Here is a 16,151-nt window from a genome sequence, read left to right on the forward strand (position 1 = left end):
TTTATTATAATTAATATTAAACTAAATGTAGAAAAAATTAAAGTTTAAAAAGTGATTATAATTACCCTATTAAGATGTAATTTATAATATATGTCTCTCAATCTTTAAATTATGTATTCCCACGGCTCAACACTGCCTCTTCTATTATGGTGCACAATAATATATAAAATCACTAGATTTAATTTTTTAATTTGCATACATTTATATATAGTAATAAAAATTTTAATCTATAAACGTTGATATATGGCAATGAAAACTTTAATCTATAAACATTGATATATCAAACATTAATATATCGTAATAAAAAGGTGAATTTTAACAACATTTTTTACACTCTGTGACAGGCTACAAAATGTTCAGATGATACCTGTTTTAGTTCTGGTTCATGGGTTTTACAATATTCATCACAGTAAGGGCATCTTGTATGAAATCTACACCCACTAGGCACATTAGATGCACTTGGTATGATTCCATTTAATATAATTTTTTCACGTTTTTCTAAAGGATGCCTCTTAGGAACAGAAGAAATCAAGGCCTTAGAATAAGGATGCATTGGTGTATCATATAGATCCTTTACACTTGCTTTTTCAACTATCTTACCTAAATACATAACACAAATATTATCACAAAAATATCTTACTACTTCTAAATTATGTGATATAAAAAGATATGTTAATTTAAATTCATCCTTTAAATCCAGCATAAGATTTAATATTTGTGCTTGTATAGACACATCTAATGCAGCTGTAGGCTCATCACATACAATAAATTGTGGGTTCACAGCCAAGGCTCTAGCAATACCTATTCTTTGTCTTTGCCCTCCACTAAATTCGCTAGGAAATTTATTTAAATCTGATTTACTCAATCCACAAAGATTTAATATCTCCTCACATCTATCTTTAACCTCACCTTTAGGAAATACCTTATGCTTTTTTATACCCTCAGATATTATTTTTTCAACATTCATCTTAGGATTTAAACTAGCATAGGGATCTTGAAAAATAAATTGAAGTTCTTTTCTTAAACTTGTCAATTCCAATTTAGGCATATATATTTTATTCTCTACATCAAATAATGTTTTTCCTTTATACATTACCTTTCCAAAGCTTGGCTCAATTAATCTTAAAATAGCTTTTCCTGTAGTGGATTTACCACAACCTGACTCTCCCACTAATGCTAATATCTCTCCCTGTTTAAGATTAAAAGATATTCCATCTATAGCCTTGAATTCTTTCTTATTGTTAGAAAAAATTGCTCCTCTAACTTGAAAATACTTTTTTAAGTTTTTAACTTCTAATAAATTATGTTTACCATTTATTGAATTATTATCATCTCTATGTATAAGTTTATAATTTTCATTTTTTCCCATACAATTATCTTCTCTCCTAGTTAATTTATAAGATTCTTCTTTTTAATTATCACTTCTTTGTTCAATATGGAAGCTTTTATTTTCTAAGATATTATAAAGTAAACATCTAACAATATGGTTATTTACTAAATTTATATTTTTAGGTGATTCACATGAGCATATATCCATTGCATTAACACATCTATTGCAAAATTCACATCCACTGATGTTTTCAAATATTGAAGGTACATTGCCTTTTATAGAATTAAATCTATTTTTACTATTAAAATTACTTGGCATAGAGTTTATAAGTCCTTTTGAGTAAGGATGCTTAGGGTTATCAAAAAATTCTACCGCATCACAAGTTTCTATAATCCTTCCTCTGTACATAACAGCAACCTTTGTAGCCATTTCAGCTATTACTCCTAAATCGTGAGTTATTAAAATAATTGAGCTTCCTATAGTTTTCATAATATCTTTTAATAAATCTAATATTTCTGCTTGAGTAGTAACATCTAAGGCAGTGGTAGGCTCATCTGCTATTATTATCTTAGGATTACATATTATTGCCATGGCAATTACTACCCTTTGCCTCATGCCCCCACTTATCTCAAAGGGATATTTTTTCATAAACTCTTTAGGGTTAGGTATCTTAAGTTTTGATAAAATGTCTATGATTCTATGCTGTATTTCTCCTTTAGAACAAATATTATGTATAATTAATACTTCACCTATTTGCTTTTCAATTGTAAAGATTGGATTTAATGCTGTCATAGGTTCCTGAAATATAATGCTTATATCCTTCCCACGAATTTTACATATTTCTTCATCACTTAATTCAGTAAGCTCTGTACCATTTAAAGTAATACTTCCACTTTCAATGATAGCACTGGATTTTGGAATCAAATTCATAATGGACAGTGCTGTAACACTTTTCCCACTTCCGGACTCTCCTATTATACCTAGTACTTCACCCTTTTCTAATTTAAAACTAATATCATTTACAGCAATAAAGCTTTCATTATCTACGGTAAATGAAGTTGTTAAATTCTTTACTTTTAAAAGACTCATACTATTACACCTTACTTTCTTTTATTTCTAGAATTCATATGCTCTTTGATTCCATCTCCTAATAGATTTATGGAAATAACTATAATAATAACCATAATGCCAGCGGGAATCCACATCCACCATTGCCTTTGTAATGTAGCTAGATCCTGTGCTGAAGATAACATATTTCCCCAACTAGGCATTGGAGGACGCACTCCCATTCCTAAAAAGCTTAAAGCCGCCTCTGAAAGTATTCCTTGAGCAATAGCTAATGTTGCTGCCACTATAATAGGTGTAATAACATTGGGTAGCAAATGATGAAAAATAATCTCCATACTATTTAATCCCATTGACCTAGCAGCCATAACATAATCATTTTCTTTTAAAGACATAATCTCAGACCTAATGATTCTTGCGATTTCTGGCCATGATAAAACCCCTATAATTCCTATTAAGTTCCATATACTAGGCCCTACTATAGCAGCAATTGTAATGGCTATAACATAGAATGGAAAACAAAGTATAATATCAACTATACCCATTATTATCTTATCTACAACTCCACCCATATAACCTGAAACTGCACCTAATATTATTCCTAAAGTCAGTTGTACAATCATTGCAGAAAAACCAACCATTAATGATACCCTACCACCATAAATTAATCTGGTAAACACATCTCTACCCACTTCATCTGTACCTAAAATATGCTCTCTACTTGGCCCAGCGTATATGTTATAAAGATCGCTGGCATCTAATTTATATTTAGTTATATAAGGAGCTAGTATAGAAATAATAATTAAACTTACAATAATTATTAAAGCCAATATAGTTAAAGTATTTTTTCTTTTATATTTCAAATTCACTCTTATCCCTCCTACTCCTTACTAAGTCTTATTCTTGGATCAATTACAGCACATAAAACATCTGATAGAAAATTTGAAGAAATTATTAGAATAGTTGTTATTGTTACTATCCCCATAATAAGAGGATAGTCTCTTGAAAGTACTGCATCATAATTCAGTCTTCCTATTCCTGGCCAACTAAAGATTGTTTCAGTTATTAATGATTTTGAAAATAAAGCTGGCAAATCCATACAAAATATAGTTATGATCAAGGTCATAGAATTTCTAAAGCCATGCTTCCAAATTGCTTTTCTCCTATTTAATCCTTTAGCCTGTGCAGTTATAATATATTGTTGTTCTAAAGAGTCTATCATAGAGGATCTAGTGTATCTAAATATTTTAGGTATCATTGTTAATGCTAATACAATAGTAGGCATTATCATATGTTTAAACACATCTAACACATAATAAAATCCAGTATAATCTTTGTCTATGGTAACCATACCGGAAGTTGGTAATATATTTCTATCAAAACTAAACCATTTTATTAAAAGTAAACCAAAGAAAAATGTAGGAATAGAAAGTCCAATAAATGATAACCCCTTACTTATTCTATCAAATGATGAATTCTTGTTAGAAGCTGCTTGCACCCCTCCCAATATAGATACAAAAGCACTTATTATAAATGAAGCTATAACTAAAATAAATGTATTACATAATCTAGATGATATAACTTCTATCACTGGAATTTTATATTTTATTGAATACCCAAAATTTCCAACTACGGCCATCTTAATCCACTTAACATATTTAAGCCATAATGGATCATAGTATCCTATTTCACGAAGCATACTCTCTACAGTTTCTTTGCTAATATTAGGACTTAACATAGTAGAATACGGGTCTCCTGGTTGACTTTGAATTAGTACAAATATAATAATAGACACACCAAAAATCATAGCCACTGACATTAATAATCTTTTTAAAATGTACTTTTTCATATTTTACTCCTTATAAAATAAGAGAAGGAACTAATGCCCCTTCTCTATTTGTAATTAAGTTTTATTCTTGTATTTCCCAATTTTCAATATTTGCGAATTCAGAGAATGTTGATGGTTTGAAGTTTTCTAAATTTTTATTGTATGCTATATCATTATTTTGAACATATAAGAATACTTCAGGCACATCTTCATTTATTATCTTACCAAATTTGGCATAAGTTTCAGCTCTCTTAGTCCTATCTATAGTTGAAAGTCCTTCGTCAATAAGTTTATCTACTTCTGGATTTTTATAACCAACTATGTTATATCCTACTTCACCTTTTTTGTCTGATACTGCTTGTGAAGACCAAAAAGCTTTTGGATCAGGATCAGCAGATAAAGTATTTCCCATTAAATATAAATCAAATTCATGATTTTTAACAACTTGAGTCATTAGCGTTGGGAATTCCATTGATTCTATTTTAACATTAACACCAATCTTTTTAAGAGCTTCTTGTATAATTACAGCAGATTGTTCTCTTGGTTTTGATCCTGTTGGAACCTTTAAAGTTACATCGAATTTTTCACCTTTGTTATTTGTAAGAGAACCATTTTTTTCTGTCCATCCTGCTTCTTTCATAAGATTTTTAGCTTTATCTACACTATATTTATATTCATTTAAACCTTCTTTTGGATAAGCCCAACTGGTTGGAAGCAATGCAGTATTTATGGCTAGTCCTCTTCCTTCTATAAGCTTATCTACCATTGCAGCTCTATCAATAGCATACATAAATGCTTGTCTAACTTTTTTGTCTTGGAATTTTGCATTTCTAAGATTGAATCCCATGTATTGGAACATATAATCTGGATAAGTTGTTATTTTATATCCCTCTTTTTTAACTGCTTCTACATCAGCTTTTTTCATATCTTGAGTGTTAGCTATATCCACACTATGATTTTTTAATTCAGCTTGTAGTGTATTAGGGTTTGTAATCTTTAAAGTAAAGTTTTTAGTTTTAGCTTTTTTACCAAAGAAATCTTCTGCTGCAACAAACTTAACAAATTCTCCTTCTTTGTATTCTTTAAGTTTATAAGCATTTGAACCAACTGGAGTTGTAAGTAATTTTTTAGATTCTACCCATTTTTCTATTGGCTGTTTTTCCCATACATGTTTTGGAATTGGCTGTATTCCTGAAATTTGAAGTAATGAAGGAGCATATACTTCTTTTAATTCAACTGTTACTGTATTTTTATCCACAGCTTTTAAACCAACTATATTTTTTGCTGTTCCTTTGTTATATTCTTCTGCACCTTTTACCTTTGAAACTATATCTTTAAGTTCTCCTGTATATTTAGGATTCGCTAGTGCTGTAAGCGTAAACACAACATCATCTGCAGTTATTTCTTTTCCATCATGCCATTTAGCTTTAGGATTTAACTTATATGTAATGGTCTTTTGATCTTTAGAAACTTCGTATTTTTCTGCTAAAGCAGGTACTAGTCCACCTTTATCATCAAGATTTAAAAGTGGTAAATAAAGAATACTATTTACATTTATATCATATCTACTATCGCTTAATAATGGGTTAAAAACACCTGTTGGTGGTGTGTTTATGCCATATACTATGGTGTCTTTTGCCTTTTTATCAGTTCCCTTTGCTTCTTTATTGCTAGCACATCCAGAAAATATAGTAGCTGTAAGTGTAGCAGACAAAGCAATAATACATAATTTTCTTAATTTCATAAAATTTCACCTCTAAAGTAATTATTTATAATAATGGATATTATACCAAAATGATTATAATATATAATTATTACCATATTCAATCATTATAGTAAAATAAAATACATACATCTATTACTATCATTTTTTCTTATTATTTTACAAATTCCCACTAAATTGTTTTAGAAATTTTCTTGTATATTTTTTATTTTATAATCTATTATACGTTTTCATTTTATTCTATTATTTTATTTAATGTTTTGAGCCATTGTCAGTATTATAATACCCTTTTAAACACAAGTTACCTATATTTTTTAACTCTGGTATGCTAGAAGATGCTTTAACTAAGGTATTTGCATCTACTAATATCCCTGTATCCCCATCCATATTAAACATTCCTTCTTCATCATATACATAGGTCTCATTACTGTTTATCTTTGCATTTTTACTACCTGGATTAACATCCTTTTTAGTTTCAAATACATAATCATTTTTTATATTATTAATATTCATCCAATTAAAACTATCACTATTATCCATCCATAAACCAATAGCATACTTCTGTCCTTTTTTTAAAGTTAATGGTTTATCTAAATTAATAGTACTATATCCAGCACTAGATATGCTTCCAGATGTATTTAAATATCTATTTCCTATTTCAGAAAACTCTTTACTACCATCAAATTCTTTTGCAAAATTATTGAAATTATCTATTACATATAATTTGTACTTAGAATTATTGCCCATAGAATAAAAACCTGCTGCTTCTAATGTGCAATCTTCCTTTGCAGTAAATACATTAAAATATGTATCATTTCCACTAGAAGAACTAAAATCATTCCCCATAAAACCAGTTAACCCTAAGGTTTCATTTTGATCTATACCATCAAATCCTTCTTCTGCTTTTACCACATCCTTAAAACAATATTGGTCTGTGGTTACACATACACTTTCATAAGAAACATAATAAAAACCATTATCTCCAAAGGCGGTTCCTTGTTCCTCTTTACATATCCATGCACCATTATATTTAGGCTTAGTTTTAAAATTTTCTTTAGAGAAATTATCATCCCAACCCACAATAGATATAGCATGATTAGCGGTTTTATTATATTTGCCATCATTTCCATCACAGTAATATGCAAAGGTTTTATCATTGTAATATTTATCATTTGTATAAGGGAAAGTTTTTCTTCCATCATGAGCTTGATAAATATTAGTTGATACTGCACCATAATTCATAATTGCTTTTTTAATAGGTGCAATTTTATCAAGCATTATATTTTCACTATTAAAAGTATGTACATCCACATTTTCTATAAATTTTATTCCTTGAACAAAATAAGGTATCTTTTCATTTGTTACTTCTTTTTTTGGAGTTGACTCATATGTGCCATCATTATTAACTTTTCCAAAAGGAAAATCTTTTTCTAAATAAGGACCTTTTCTGCTATCTAAATAAGAAACTGCACATTCGTAGCGTCCTCCTTCTTTGGCATTATAATCATATCCATGATTTCTATCCATATGATCTTCTGATAAATCAATGAAATCAACGCCTTTATGCTTTTCTTCTTCATTTTTTATAGACACTCCACCATTTTTTTTCATAATAGCAGATTCTAAAGAAGACATAGCTGCAAATGCCCAACAAGATCCTGCTATCCCTTGATTTCTTGCTGGTGTCACATAACTTTTTCCACCTACATTTCTTAAATCATAATTACTTGGTAAGTTTTCAGTATATCCTATGGCATTAACTACCATAAAGTTATTGCCTAGCATCATTATTGATACCACTAATAAAAAACCTAATACCCTTTTTTTCATAATACCTCCTTAAAATACAAATAAATTTTTTACAAATGCTAAAAAAATAATGACCCTTATATTTAATATAAAAGTCATCATATATTTAACTATGAATATTTTACCAAGTAAATTATAGTATACAATTTATAAGGTATTCAATAATTATTCTAAAACAAAATATATATAAATTTTGTTATCATTTTTTATGATAAGTTAACTTCATTTTTTATTCTTTCATTTTTTCTATAGAATCTTCATAAATTTCTTGCTTTAGTTTTTTCATATATTCTGAGAATTTAACTTGTTCTGTTCCATATGTTAAATTAAGTTCATATTCCATAGGTAACCAAGTTGATATATCCGCTTCGTTATGTTGAATCAATGTTTCCATCTTATCTAATGCTTTATATATTTTAGATTCCAAAGTTTGCTGTTCTTCCATTTCTTTAAATAAATCAGCTAATTCTCCACTATATGATTTTGGTAAACTATTAATCAATTCATTCACTGCATCACTTTCTACAATTTCATGGGATTTATTTTTATTAAAAGCAGGTATATCACCTGTAATAGCCTCTCCTAAATCATGAAATATGCACATTAAAATAACTTTATTTATATCAGCCTGTGGAAATTCATCTTTTACTAGATATGCCATTAAAGATACTCTCCAACTATGTTCTGCTACACTCTCATGACGTCCAGTAGAAGTCCATGAATGTCTTGTATTGGTTTTTAGATTTTCTGCAATACTCATAAATTCAATCAATTGTCTTGGATTCATTTTAAGCACCTCATTTAGTATAAATTTTAATTTAGTCCCAAATTAATCTTATTTTTTTAACTATTAATAATTATATTAACATACAAACCTTATTTATAAATATATTTTTATATTAAACTATTACGTGATGTTAGGGGCAACACTTTACAAAAGAATTGTGTTAAAAATTAGGGAAAATCCTATTTCATATTGTTTTCTTATTTAGCATCAACTATGGTAGATGAAGATTGATTTATGTATAAAAAATAAGGAAAAATGTAGAACAAATTATAGTATAAAATAAAAAATAATTATATAATTATTTATGTCTAAATTTATTTGACAATAAATATTTATTCATATTAAGAAATATATAAAAAAACAATTTTTAACGGAGAGGTTATTTATGATACAGGCAGAATATGATAAATTTCAAGAATATGTGTTGGAAATTGGGCGACGCATGGTAATGTGTGGCTCTGAGGTCCGTCGTGTAGAAGATACGATTATACGTATCTGTGTATCTGTAATGCATACCACATTAAAGTCTGTGAGATATACGCCATTACAACTTTGATTGTTATGACAATGAAAGATAAAGAAAGAAGGCATTATACACAGTCAGTACGAATTAATTCTACAGCAACCGATTTAGGACAATTAGAAGCATTAAATGCTATGGCTAGGGAAATATGTAGTAAGGCTCCTTCCATTTCTGAAATAGGTTCTGCGTTAGAAAATAATAATTTACGAAAAGAAAATAATATTGTGAAATGCTTAGGCTATATGTTGTCTGCAGGTAGTTTTGCTGTATTTTTTGGTGGAGCCTTTATAGACGGTATGGCAGCTTCAATTATTGCAATTGGAATATTGGGAATGGATCATTTTTTTCAACTTCGTAAATTAAATCGTGTTATATATACGGTGATCGCCAGTTTTTTGTCAGGATGTCTAGCACAGTTATGTGAATATATAGGATTTTGTATGAAGGTAGATAAAGTCATTATTGGTAATATTATGCTCTTTATACTGGCATTAGTTTTAATAAATGGTGTAAAAGAAATGTTTTATCAAGATATAATGACAGGATTATACAGGCTGATTGAAGCATTTATGATTGCTGTGTCAATTGCAATAGGATTTGTAAGTTCCGTGATATTATTAGGAAGTGTCTTTTAATGAAACAGAATGTAATCCAAGTGTTGATGGTTGGAATTGGTACACTTGGATTTACGTTGTATTTTCGGGTAAATAACAAGCATATAATAGCAGCAACCATTGGAGGCCTCCTTGCTTGGACAATTTATCTTATTACTTATACCATGACAGGAAGTATATTTATTGGGAATATGATTGCGGCAATGATAGTATGCATTTGGTCAGAATTAATGGCAAGAATACTAAAAGCACCAGCGAATATTTTTATGATACCAGGAATTATTCCACTTCTTCCAGGAGGAACCCTTTATTATACCATGAATGCAATGCTACAAAGAAATGAAAACTTATTTATACAAAAAGGCTTAGAAACAATAATGATAACAGTAGGTATTGTTGCAGGTATTGTTGCGGTATCTGTTATTTTTATTTATTTTTTATCCCTGCTATGAAAATACAAAAAATTCCAATTAAAAATTGATAGGTTATCTGTTATGAAAGTATGTTTAATTGCTATTTAGATTTATGTGAATTATTTTTTAACTATTACTATTACAATTTTAGTTATTAATCATACTGAACACACTAAAAAACTGTAGAATTCAACTTTGAATAATACAGTTTTTTACTAATGTTCTAAAAAACTAATATTATATAATTTAATGATTAAGCTTACAATTACTTAAATAATAACATTTAAAGTAACATTTTATTGATATGTACATATTATAATAGTGTAACAAAAGAAAAATATAAAAAACAAAGGGAGTGCTTTTTCATGTCAGATAAATGCGGAACATCTTGTCCATCAGGTTGTTGTACTGGAGATGAAATACTTTGTGTTTCTATTCCTTGCCCTATAGATTTAGTAATTTTAGGTTTGGATCTTAGAATTGAATTACCTTGTCTTAGAATAACATCTAACTCAACACTAACTGATGAACAAAAAAATAAAATCGTTCAAGCCATCAAAAATACTATTCCTAATATTGGAGATTTAGAAAAAATTAGTGCAAGTATAATAGACTAGCATTTTATTAATATTTAATTGGACAAGTAGTTTCAAAACTACTTGTCCTTATATATTACTAAATTAATTTTATATATTATAATAATTAGCTTTATTTTATATTATTGAAATAATTTTATTTATTATGCTAATTAACTTTAATATTCTTTATCCATTTTTGTATCCTGAATTTTTATATCTTCATTCATACTAATATGAGGCACTTCCTTTTTCAATTTTTCAGTTATATGTTTTACATCTTTATACTTATGATTACTAACTGAAACTTTTTCTAAATTTACTGGACGCTTACGTATATCAATACGTTCTTCCATTATAGGAATTCTAATAGTCTCAGTATGACTATGTGATTTATCCTTAAATTTAGGATCAAAAACAGTTTTTTCAATAACAATCTCTTGTCGTTTTATAGGTACAGTAATATTCTTTTCCACAGTTGAAGTTTCTTTGTGAATAGATACCTTACCAGTTTCTATTTTGCTTTTAGATATTTGCATCTGTTCTTCACGAAGTTTCATCTTAACATTATTATCTGAATTATTAGGTATATCTTTATTTAACATACTCTATCCTCCTAAAAAACACCTCCTAAATTTATATAATTTGAGAGGTGTTTTTTATTTATTTTATAAATTTTTTAATGGAATCCCTCATCTTCATTGTCATCCACTATATCTGCATCACCATTTGTATTTATACGAGCTTCTTCTCTTTTTAAATTTTCTTCTACTTGTCTTGTTTCCTCAACCTCACGTTTGTGAGCAGATACCTCTCCAGTTACCATTGTGCGTTTATCCACATTAATTTGTTCTTCACTAACTGGAATACGTATACTTTCTTCATCACTTATAGGTGTATCACTAGCTTCGTTATCTAGTGATCTTCTTTCAATAATAACTTCTTCATGAGTAACTGGAACATCAACTGTTTTTTGTTCTTCAATAATTTCCTTACCTAATTCAACTTCACCTTTGTGAACATTAGTTTTATTTATATCAAGCTCTTCTTTATGAAGTGTAAGTTTTCCCTCATCTTTTCTTTTCTTATTATCATTTTCCATATTATTATCATCATCGCCAAAAAAATTATCAAATAAACCCATAATAAATTTTACCTCCTGCAAATATATATTTTTAAATCATTAATATTTTATCCTGAGAAAAGTAATATATACTTTGTGAAATATGGAGGTATAGTAAATAGCTTACAACAAATAAATGCTCTTTCATTTAAAAGGTTATATAATACTTGACGACCATAATTCTTTAAGTAATTATTTCACATCAACTTTCATATATATTTTCTTTATTAACACCAATAAGGCATAAATAATAAAAACATTAGCAAAGAAGCCTAATATATCAATGTGGATTCCTTTATTTCCATCAAATAGATTACTAAATAGTTGACAACCACTTTTATTCTCTTGGTATATTGACAAATAATCACAAGGAAACCCAAATTTATATTCTATTAAAATTTCATTTTGCCCTATATTTCCTGGTACAATAAAAGAAATAATTATAAGTATTAGTACGCTTAACTTAAATTCCAAGGTTTGGATTCTTCTCATTTTATTCACCTTTCTACAGTACTATTTCATAATAACTTTTCCCAAATCTAACTTAACTTTTATGAAAATTATATCATAATAACCTAATTATTACACATAGGTATCTGTACAATATGCAACCCTATTTTTACACCAGGCAAAATAACTGAACTACCTGCAATCCATACATTGTTACCGATTGTAATAAATATTGCGTATCTGATTTTATTTCTATTTTATAAAATAAAAAAATATATAATTTTACTACTTAATATCTTTGTATTGTGACATAAAAAATACCGCATATTCACTTTTGAATAATACGGTGTTTTAATATATCATTTTATTTTATTTTTAAAGTTGAAATTTATCTAAGAACTCACAGTTTAAGATTGCTTATTTTTAATCTATTTAAATATTGCTTTATACTTAAGTAGAATTCACAATCTACATTTATATTGTATAAGCTAAAATTTACTATTTGCTCGTACTAACTCAATTGCTTCTTTTCCTGTCATATGTTCAATATCTAGTTCAATCATGCAAAGTGCTTTGTATGTTCCTTCAATTTCTTTTAGACGACCTTCTTCATCTTCTGGAGTATACTTTGCTGCTAACTTTTCAATTGCATTTCTTTTTTCTGTTTCATTCTCAATAACTCTTATCTTTCCAAATGCAATTGCACTTCTAAAGTAAGTTGTATATTCTTCTGATATGACATTATCTTCATCTATTACACAGAAAGATGCTTTTTTACATTTTGTTATGGCATCTATCTTATGACCAAACTTAGCTCCATGAAAATATATTTTAGAATCGCAATAAATATAACTAAGTGGAACTGCATAAGGATAATCTTCATCACCTAATACTGCTAATACACCTGACGTACCTTTTTCGAATATCTTAGTTGTTTCGTTCTCTGTAAGTAACTGATTTTTTCTACGCATTTCTCTAAACATAATTTTTCTCCTTCATAAAACTTATTGATGTTGTAAAAAACAAGCATCCATATGTACATCTTCTATGACCTAATGATGTCCACATGAATGCTTATAGCATCCCTACCCGGTGGCAATTTTTATTATTCTTTTATTTTTAATAATATCATTTCTAAATAAAAGAGTCAAATTCTCCTTTATCTATATGTTATATGTCTTATAAAAATATTTTTTTACTTAAGAATTAATTCATAACACATTTTGTAAACACCCTACTATTCAATTTTCAAAGAACATTTTAATTCGTCTTTATTTCATGTTACGAACTTAATATCTTTTTAATTTTCTCTCTTACCTCTATCGGTAAATTACCCTTTAATGCTCTTTCTAATAAAAAGGGGTTCTTAATTCCATTCAATAGCAGGTAACTTTCTATTACCTTTACTTTCCCTTCTCTATTAGGGATTAATTGATAAATTACACACCAATCCTCCAATGATGTGAAAGAGATATTTACTCCGTTAATTGTTTTAAATTCTGAAATTGAATTGTAATCAAAATTATATAAAATAATATTTACTTCATCTAAATTTACCATTTTGAGTTAAGGAATGGTAATTATATCATATTTACATGATTTTGATTTTATATTCCCTTGAAATAGAGCTATAAAGATTAGAATCCCTACATATATCTAATTTAGATTGGCAATAATCATTATATAGAGTTACGATCCTTAGAAATTGTGAATTAAAGATTATTTAAATTAGCCTTTCTTAATAAAAAGAAAGGCTTTAATTATAAAAACAGGTTTCCTGCAAGTTAACTTTTTCTACTAATATCAACTACAAATCTATTTACAGAAAATAGAGCAACACATAAAATATTATTAGAGGTGATAAATTTGAGAGGGTTAAATATAGGTAAATGTATTATTCATAATAGAAAAGAGAAGGGAATAACGCAGGAACAGTTGGCAAATTACATTGGAGTTTCTAAAGCATCTGTTTCCAAATGGGAATCTGGATCAAGTTATCCCGATATTTTGCTTCTTCCTGAGCTTGCAACTTATTTTAATATTTCAGTAGATGAATTATTAGGATATTCCCCACAACTTACAAAGGAAGATATTAAAAAAATTTATAGTAAACTCTCTCATGAATTTGCTCTAAAACCATTTGATGAAGTAATGGGACAGTGTAATAAATTAATAAAAAAATACTATTCTTGTTTTCCTTTTTTGCTTTCTATTATTCAATTATTATTAAACTATTCGAATTTGATAAAAAATGATGAAATAAAAAAAGAAATTTTTCAACAATGTATATTGCTAAGTAGGAGAATAAAAGAGGAATCAGAGAACATTTCTTACATAAAAAATGCAAATACTATGGAAGCATTGGCAGAGATGATACTAGGAAATAGCGAAGAAGTTATTCGCTTATTAGATAATAAATTAGATCCATATAGAGGAGATGACGTCATACTGATTAATGCGTATCAGATGCAAGGGAAAACTGCCGAAGCAAATAAAGTGAATCAAATACTACTTTACAACAATGTAATAAACACATTAACACTTTTAAACAATTATCTTTCCCTAAACATGATGGACCCAGTTTTATTTGAAAAAATTTATTCTCAAGGCATTCAGATTATTGATTCTTTTCAGTTAAAAGAGATTTTCACAAATGATGTTTTTGCAATTCATATCGTTGCTGCACAAGGGTATTTGATAGCGCAAAATAAAGAAAAGGCAATAGATGCATTAGAGCGATATATAAACACTGTTTGCAGTATCCAATTTCCATTGGGTTTTAAAGAAAATGAATATTTTACTCATGTAGGTAAATGGCTTGATGATAATAATTTTATTGGAGCAAACACTCCAATCGATGAGATAACAATTAAGAAAAATTTTGTTGATGCAGTTACTCGAAATCCTGCATTTGAACCCTTAAGAGAAGATGAAGGGTATAATTTCCTTATTAAAAAATTGAAAGAAAAGTTAGGTGAAAAAAGTGAATGCAATAAATATAGAGAATCTTAAAAAATCCTATGATGGGCAAACCAATGCGCTAAGCAATATAAGTCTAAGTATACCAAAGGGTGAGATATTTGGCTTTCTTGGCCCTAATGGTTCAGGAAAAACCACTACAGTTAGAATCCTTAATGGAATTCTTTCAGCAACATCAGGACATGCTGAAATTTTAGGAATACCTGTGGGGAAAAATAATCTTGAGATCCATAGATTATGTGGAGTTATGACCGAAAGTTCCTCCTGCTATGAAAATCTTACTGCTAGAGAAAATCTAATATTCTTTGGAAAAATGCATGGGATTGAGGAAAAATTGCTTAATGAACGTACTAACTTTTTATTCAAAAGATTAGAGTTACTAGATGTAAAGGATAAAAAGGTAAAATCTTTTAGCACAGGAATGAGAAAGAGAATTTCTTTAGCTATAGCATTAATCCACGATCCTCAAATTTTATTTCTTGATGAACCTACTTCTGGCTTAGATCCAGAAAATGCACTTAATGTTACAAGACTTATAAAAGAACTTGCAGAGGAAAACCAGGTTACAATCTTTCTTTGTACCCATCAATTAAAATATGCTGAAGATATTTGTACACTATATGGTTTTATAAACAACGGCAATATCCTTGGTTTAGGTACATTTGATGAACTTGCTTCAAGGAAAAATGCAGCCCTTAAATTAAAAATTAGGGGAAAAAATATTCCTAAAGAATTTGGATTTATCCATGAAGGTAACGATATATATAACAAATCTGTTTCAGGAGACAAAGAGGTAAATACTCTAATACAAAACATACTGACAAGTGGTGGAGAAATTTATGAGGCTGTACAGCAGAAATGGTCTTTGGAACAACTGTACTTTAAATATATAAAAGGTGCATCTGATGATGTGAAATTATAGTTAAGGAGTA

The 16,151-nt window shown here is 28.4% G+C and carries 16 protein-coding genes and 1 pseudogene; 5 read left to right on the forward strand and 12 right to left on the reverse strand.

All coding sequences use genetic code 11. From position 1 onward, the window contains the following. Positions 1-328: 328 nt before the first annotated feature. From NGI68_RS03815 to NGI68_RS03845, 7 genes are all read right to left on the reverse strand, one after another. Entirely contained in the window at positions 329-1,369 is a 1,041-nt protein-coding gene (locus tag NGI68_RS03815; RefSeq protein ID WP_353505343.1) for an ABC transporter ATP-binding protein, read from the reverse strand. Between the two features lie 42 nt (positions 1,370-1,411). Continuing rightward, positions 1,412-2,419 (reverse strand): ABC transporter ATP-binding protein, encoded by a 1,008-nt coding sequence (locus NGI68_RS03820; RefSeq protein ID WP_251860149.1) that lies wholly within the window; start codon positions 2,417-2,419, stop codon positions 1,412-1,414. A gap of 11 nt (positions 2,420-2,430) precedes the next feature. Further along, a complete protein-coding gene (opp4C, locus tag NGI68_RS03825) occupies positions 2,431-3,264 on the reverse strand; it encodes an oligopeptide ABC transporter permease (RefSeq protein WP_251860150.1) in 834 nt (277 codons plus the stop codon). 11 nt (positions 3,265-3,275) lie between these two features. Further along, positions 3,276-4,244, reverse strand: a complete 969-nt coding sequence (locus tag NGI68_RS03830) for an ABC transporter permease (protein WP_251860151.1) — start codon at positions 4,242-4,244, stop codon at positions 3,276-3,278. Positions 4,245-4,305: 61 nt separating this feature from the next. After that, on the reverse strand, positions 4,306-5,967 hold the full coding sequence (locus NGI68_RS03835; RefSeq protein ID WP_251860152.1) for a peptide-binding protein: 1,662 nt from the start codon (positions 5,965-5,967) through the stop codon (positions 4,306-4,308). Positions 5,968-6,198: 231 nt separating this feature from the next. Then, the gene (locus NGI68_RS03840) at positions 6,199-7,776 is read right to left on the reverse strand and encodes a C1 family peptidase (RefSeq protein WP_251860153.1); all 1,578 of its coding nucleotides are present in this window, start codon (positions 7,774-7,776) and stop codon (positions 6,199-6,201) included. Positions 7,777-7,984: 208 nt separating this feature from the next. After that, on the reverse strand, positions 7,985-8,542 hold the full coding sequence (locus NGI68_RS03845) for an HD domain-containing protein (protein WP_251860154.1): 558 nt from the start codon (positions 8,540-8,542) through the stop codon (positions 7,985-7,987). A gap of 552 nt (positions 8,543-9,094) precedes the next feature. Here NGI68_RS03845 and NGI68_RS03850 point away from each other — a divergent pair. From NGI68_RS03850 to NGI68_RS03860, 3 genes are all read left to right on the forward strand, one after another. Continuing rightward, on the forward strand, positions 9,095-9,700 hold the full coding sequence (locus NGI68_RS03850) for a threonine/serine exporter family protein (RefSeq protein ID WP_251860155.1): 606 nt from the start codon (positions 9,095-9,097) through the stop codon (positions 9,698-9,700). Then, positions 9,700-10,131, forward strand: coding sequence for a threonine/serine exporter family protein (locus NGI68_RS03855; protein WP_286010070.1), 432 nt, complete (start codon positions 9,700-9,702; stop codon positions 10,129-10,131). Before NGI68_RS03850 ends, NGI68_RS03855 begins: the two co-directional genes overlap by 1 nt. Before the next feature lie 326 nt (positions 10,132-10,457). Then, the gene (locus NGI68_RS03860; RefSeq protein ID WP_251860156.1) at positions 10,458-10,709 is read left to right on the forward strand and encodes a hypothetical protein; all 252 of its coding nucleotides are present in this window, start codon (positions 10,458-10,460) and stop codon (positions 10,707-10,709) included. A 137-nt stretch (positions 10,710-10,846) separates the two neighbouring features. Here NGI68_RS03860 and NGI68_RS03865 read toward each other — a convergent pair. The 5 genes and pseudogenes from NGI68_RS03865 to NGI68_RS03890 all read right to left on the reverse strand — a co-directional run. Further along, a pseudogene (locus NGI68_RS03865) lies at positions 10,847-11,263 on the reverse strand (YsnF/AvaK domain-containing protein); the annotation flags it as partial. An 83-nt stretch (positions 11,264-11,346) separates the two neighbouring features. After that, positions 11,347-11,814 carry a YsnF/AvaK domain-containing protein gene (locus NGI68_RS03870; protein WP_251860199.1) on the reverse strand — a complete coding sequence of 156 codons (468 nt, stop codon included), beginning with the start codon at positions 11,812-11,814 and terminating at the stop codon, positions 11,347-11,349. A gap of 168 nt (positions 11,815-11,982) precedes the next feature. Further along, positions 11,983-12,282, reverse strand: a complete 300-nt coding sequence (locus NGI68_RS03875; RefSeq protein ID WP_251860158.1) for a hypothetical protein — start codon at positions 12,280-12,282, stop codon at positions 11,983-11,985. A gap of 446 nt (positions 12,283-12,728) precedes the next feature. Further along, positions 12,729-13,223, reverse strand: a complete 495-nt coding sequence (locus NGI68_RS03885; RefSeq protein ID WP_251860159.1) for a pyridoxamine 5'-phosphate oxidase family protein — start codon at positions 13,221-13,223, stop codon at positions 12,729-12,731. Positions 13,224-13,521: 298 nt separating this feature from the next. Further along, positions 13,522-13,800, reverse strand: a complete 279-nt coding sequence (locus NGI68_RS03890; protein WP_251860160.1) for a hypothetical protein — start codon at positions 13,798-13,800, stop codon at positions 13,522-13,524. Between the two features lie 306 nt (positions 13,801-14,106). Here NGI68_RS03890 and NGI68_RS03895 point away from each other — a divergent pair, with 306 nt between their 5' ends. Continuing rightward, a complete protein-coding gene (locus tag NGI68_RS03895) occupies positions 14,107-15,252 on the forward strand; it encodes a transcriptional regulator (RefSeq protein WP_251860161.1) in 1,146 nt (381 codons plus the stop codon). Next, on the forward strand, positions 15,224-16,141 hold the full coding sequence (locus NGI68_RS03900) for an ABC transporter ATP-binding protein (protein ID WP_251860201.1): 918 nt from the start codon (positions 15,224-15,226) through the stop codon (positions 16,139-16,141). Before NGI68_RS03895 ends, NGI68_RS03900 begins: the two co-directional genes overlap by 29 nt. Positions 16,142-16,151: the final 10 nt, after the last annotated feature.

This window comes from Clostridium sp. Marseille-Q2269, assembly GCF_943736985.1.
Taxonomy (GTDB): Bacteria; Bacillota; Clostridia; order Clostridiales; family Clostridiaceae; genus Clostridium_F.

Coding starts and splice junctions, on each gene's coding strand:
- NGI68_RS03875 (WP_251860158.1), bottom strand. CDS start 12,282: ATGAGAAGAATCCAAACCTTGGAATTTAAGTTAAGCGTACTAATACTT.
- NGI68_RS03855 (WP_286010070.1), top strand. CDS start 9,700: ATGAAACAGAATGTAATCCAAGTGTTGATGGTTGGAATTGGTACACTT.
- NGI68_RS03885 (WP_251860159.1), bottom strand. CDS start 13,223: ATGTTTAGAGAAATGCGTAGAAAAAATCAGTTACTTACAGAGAACGAA.
- NGI68_RS03815 (WP_353505343.1), bottom strand. CDS start 1,369: ATGGGAAAAAATGAAAATTATAAACTTATACATAGAGATGATAATAAT.
- NGI68_RS03840 (WP_251860153.1), bottom strand. CDS start 7,776: ATGAAAAAAAGGGTATTAGGTTTTTTATTAGTGGTATCAATAATGATG.
- NGI68_RS03820 (WP_251860149.1), bottom strand. CDS start 2,419: ATGAGTCTTTTAAAAGTAAAGAATTTAACAACTTCATTTACCGTAGAT.
- NGI68_RS03835 (WP_251860152.1), bottom strand. CDS start 5,967: ATGAAATTAAGAAAATTATGTATTATTGCTTTGTCTGCTACACTTACA.
- NGI68_RS03860 (WP_251860156.1), top strand. CDS start 10,458: ATGTCAGATAAATGCGGAACATCTTGTCCATCAGGTTGTTGTACTGGA.
- NGI68_RS03845 (WP_251860154.1), bottom strand. CDS start 8,542: ATGAATCCAAGACAATTGATTGAATTTATGAGTATTGCAGAAAATCTA.
- NGI68_RS03890 (WP_251860160.1), bottom strand. CDS start 13,800: ATGGTAAATTTAGATGAAGTAAATATTATTTTATATAATTTTGATTAC.
- NGI68_RS03830 (WP_251860151.1), bottom strand. CDS start 4,244: ATGAAAAAGTACATTTTAAAAAGATTATTAATGTCAGTGGCTATGATT.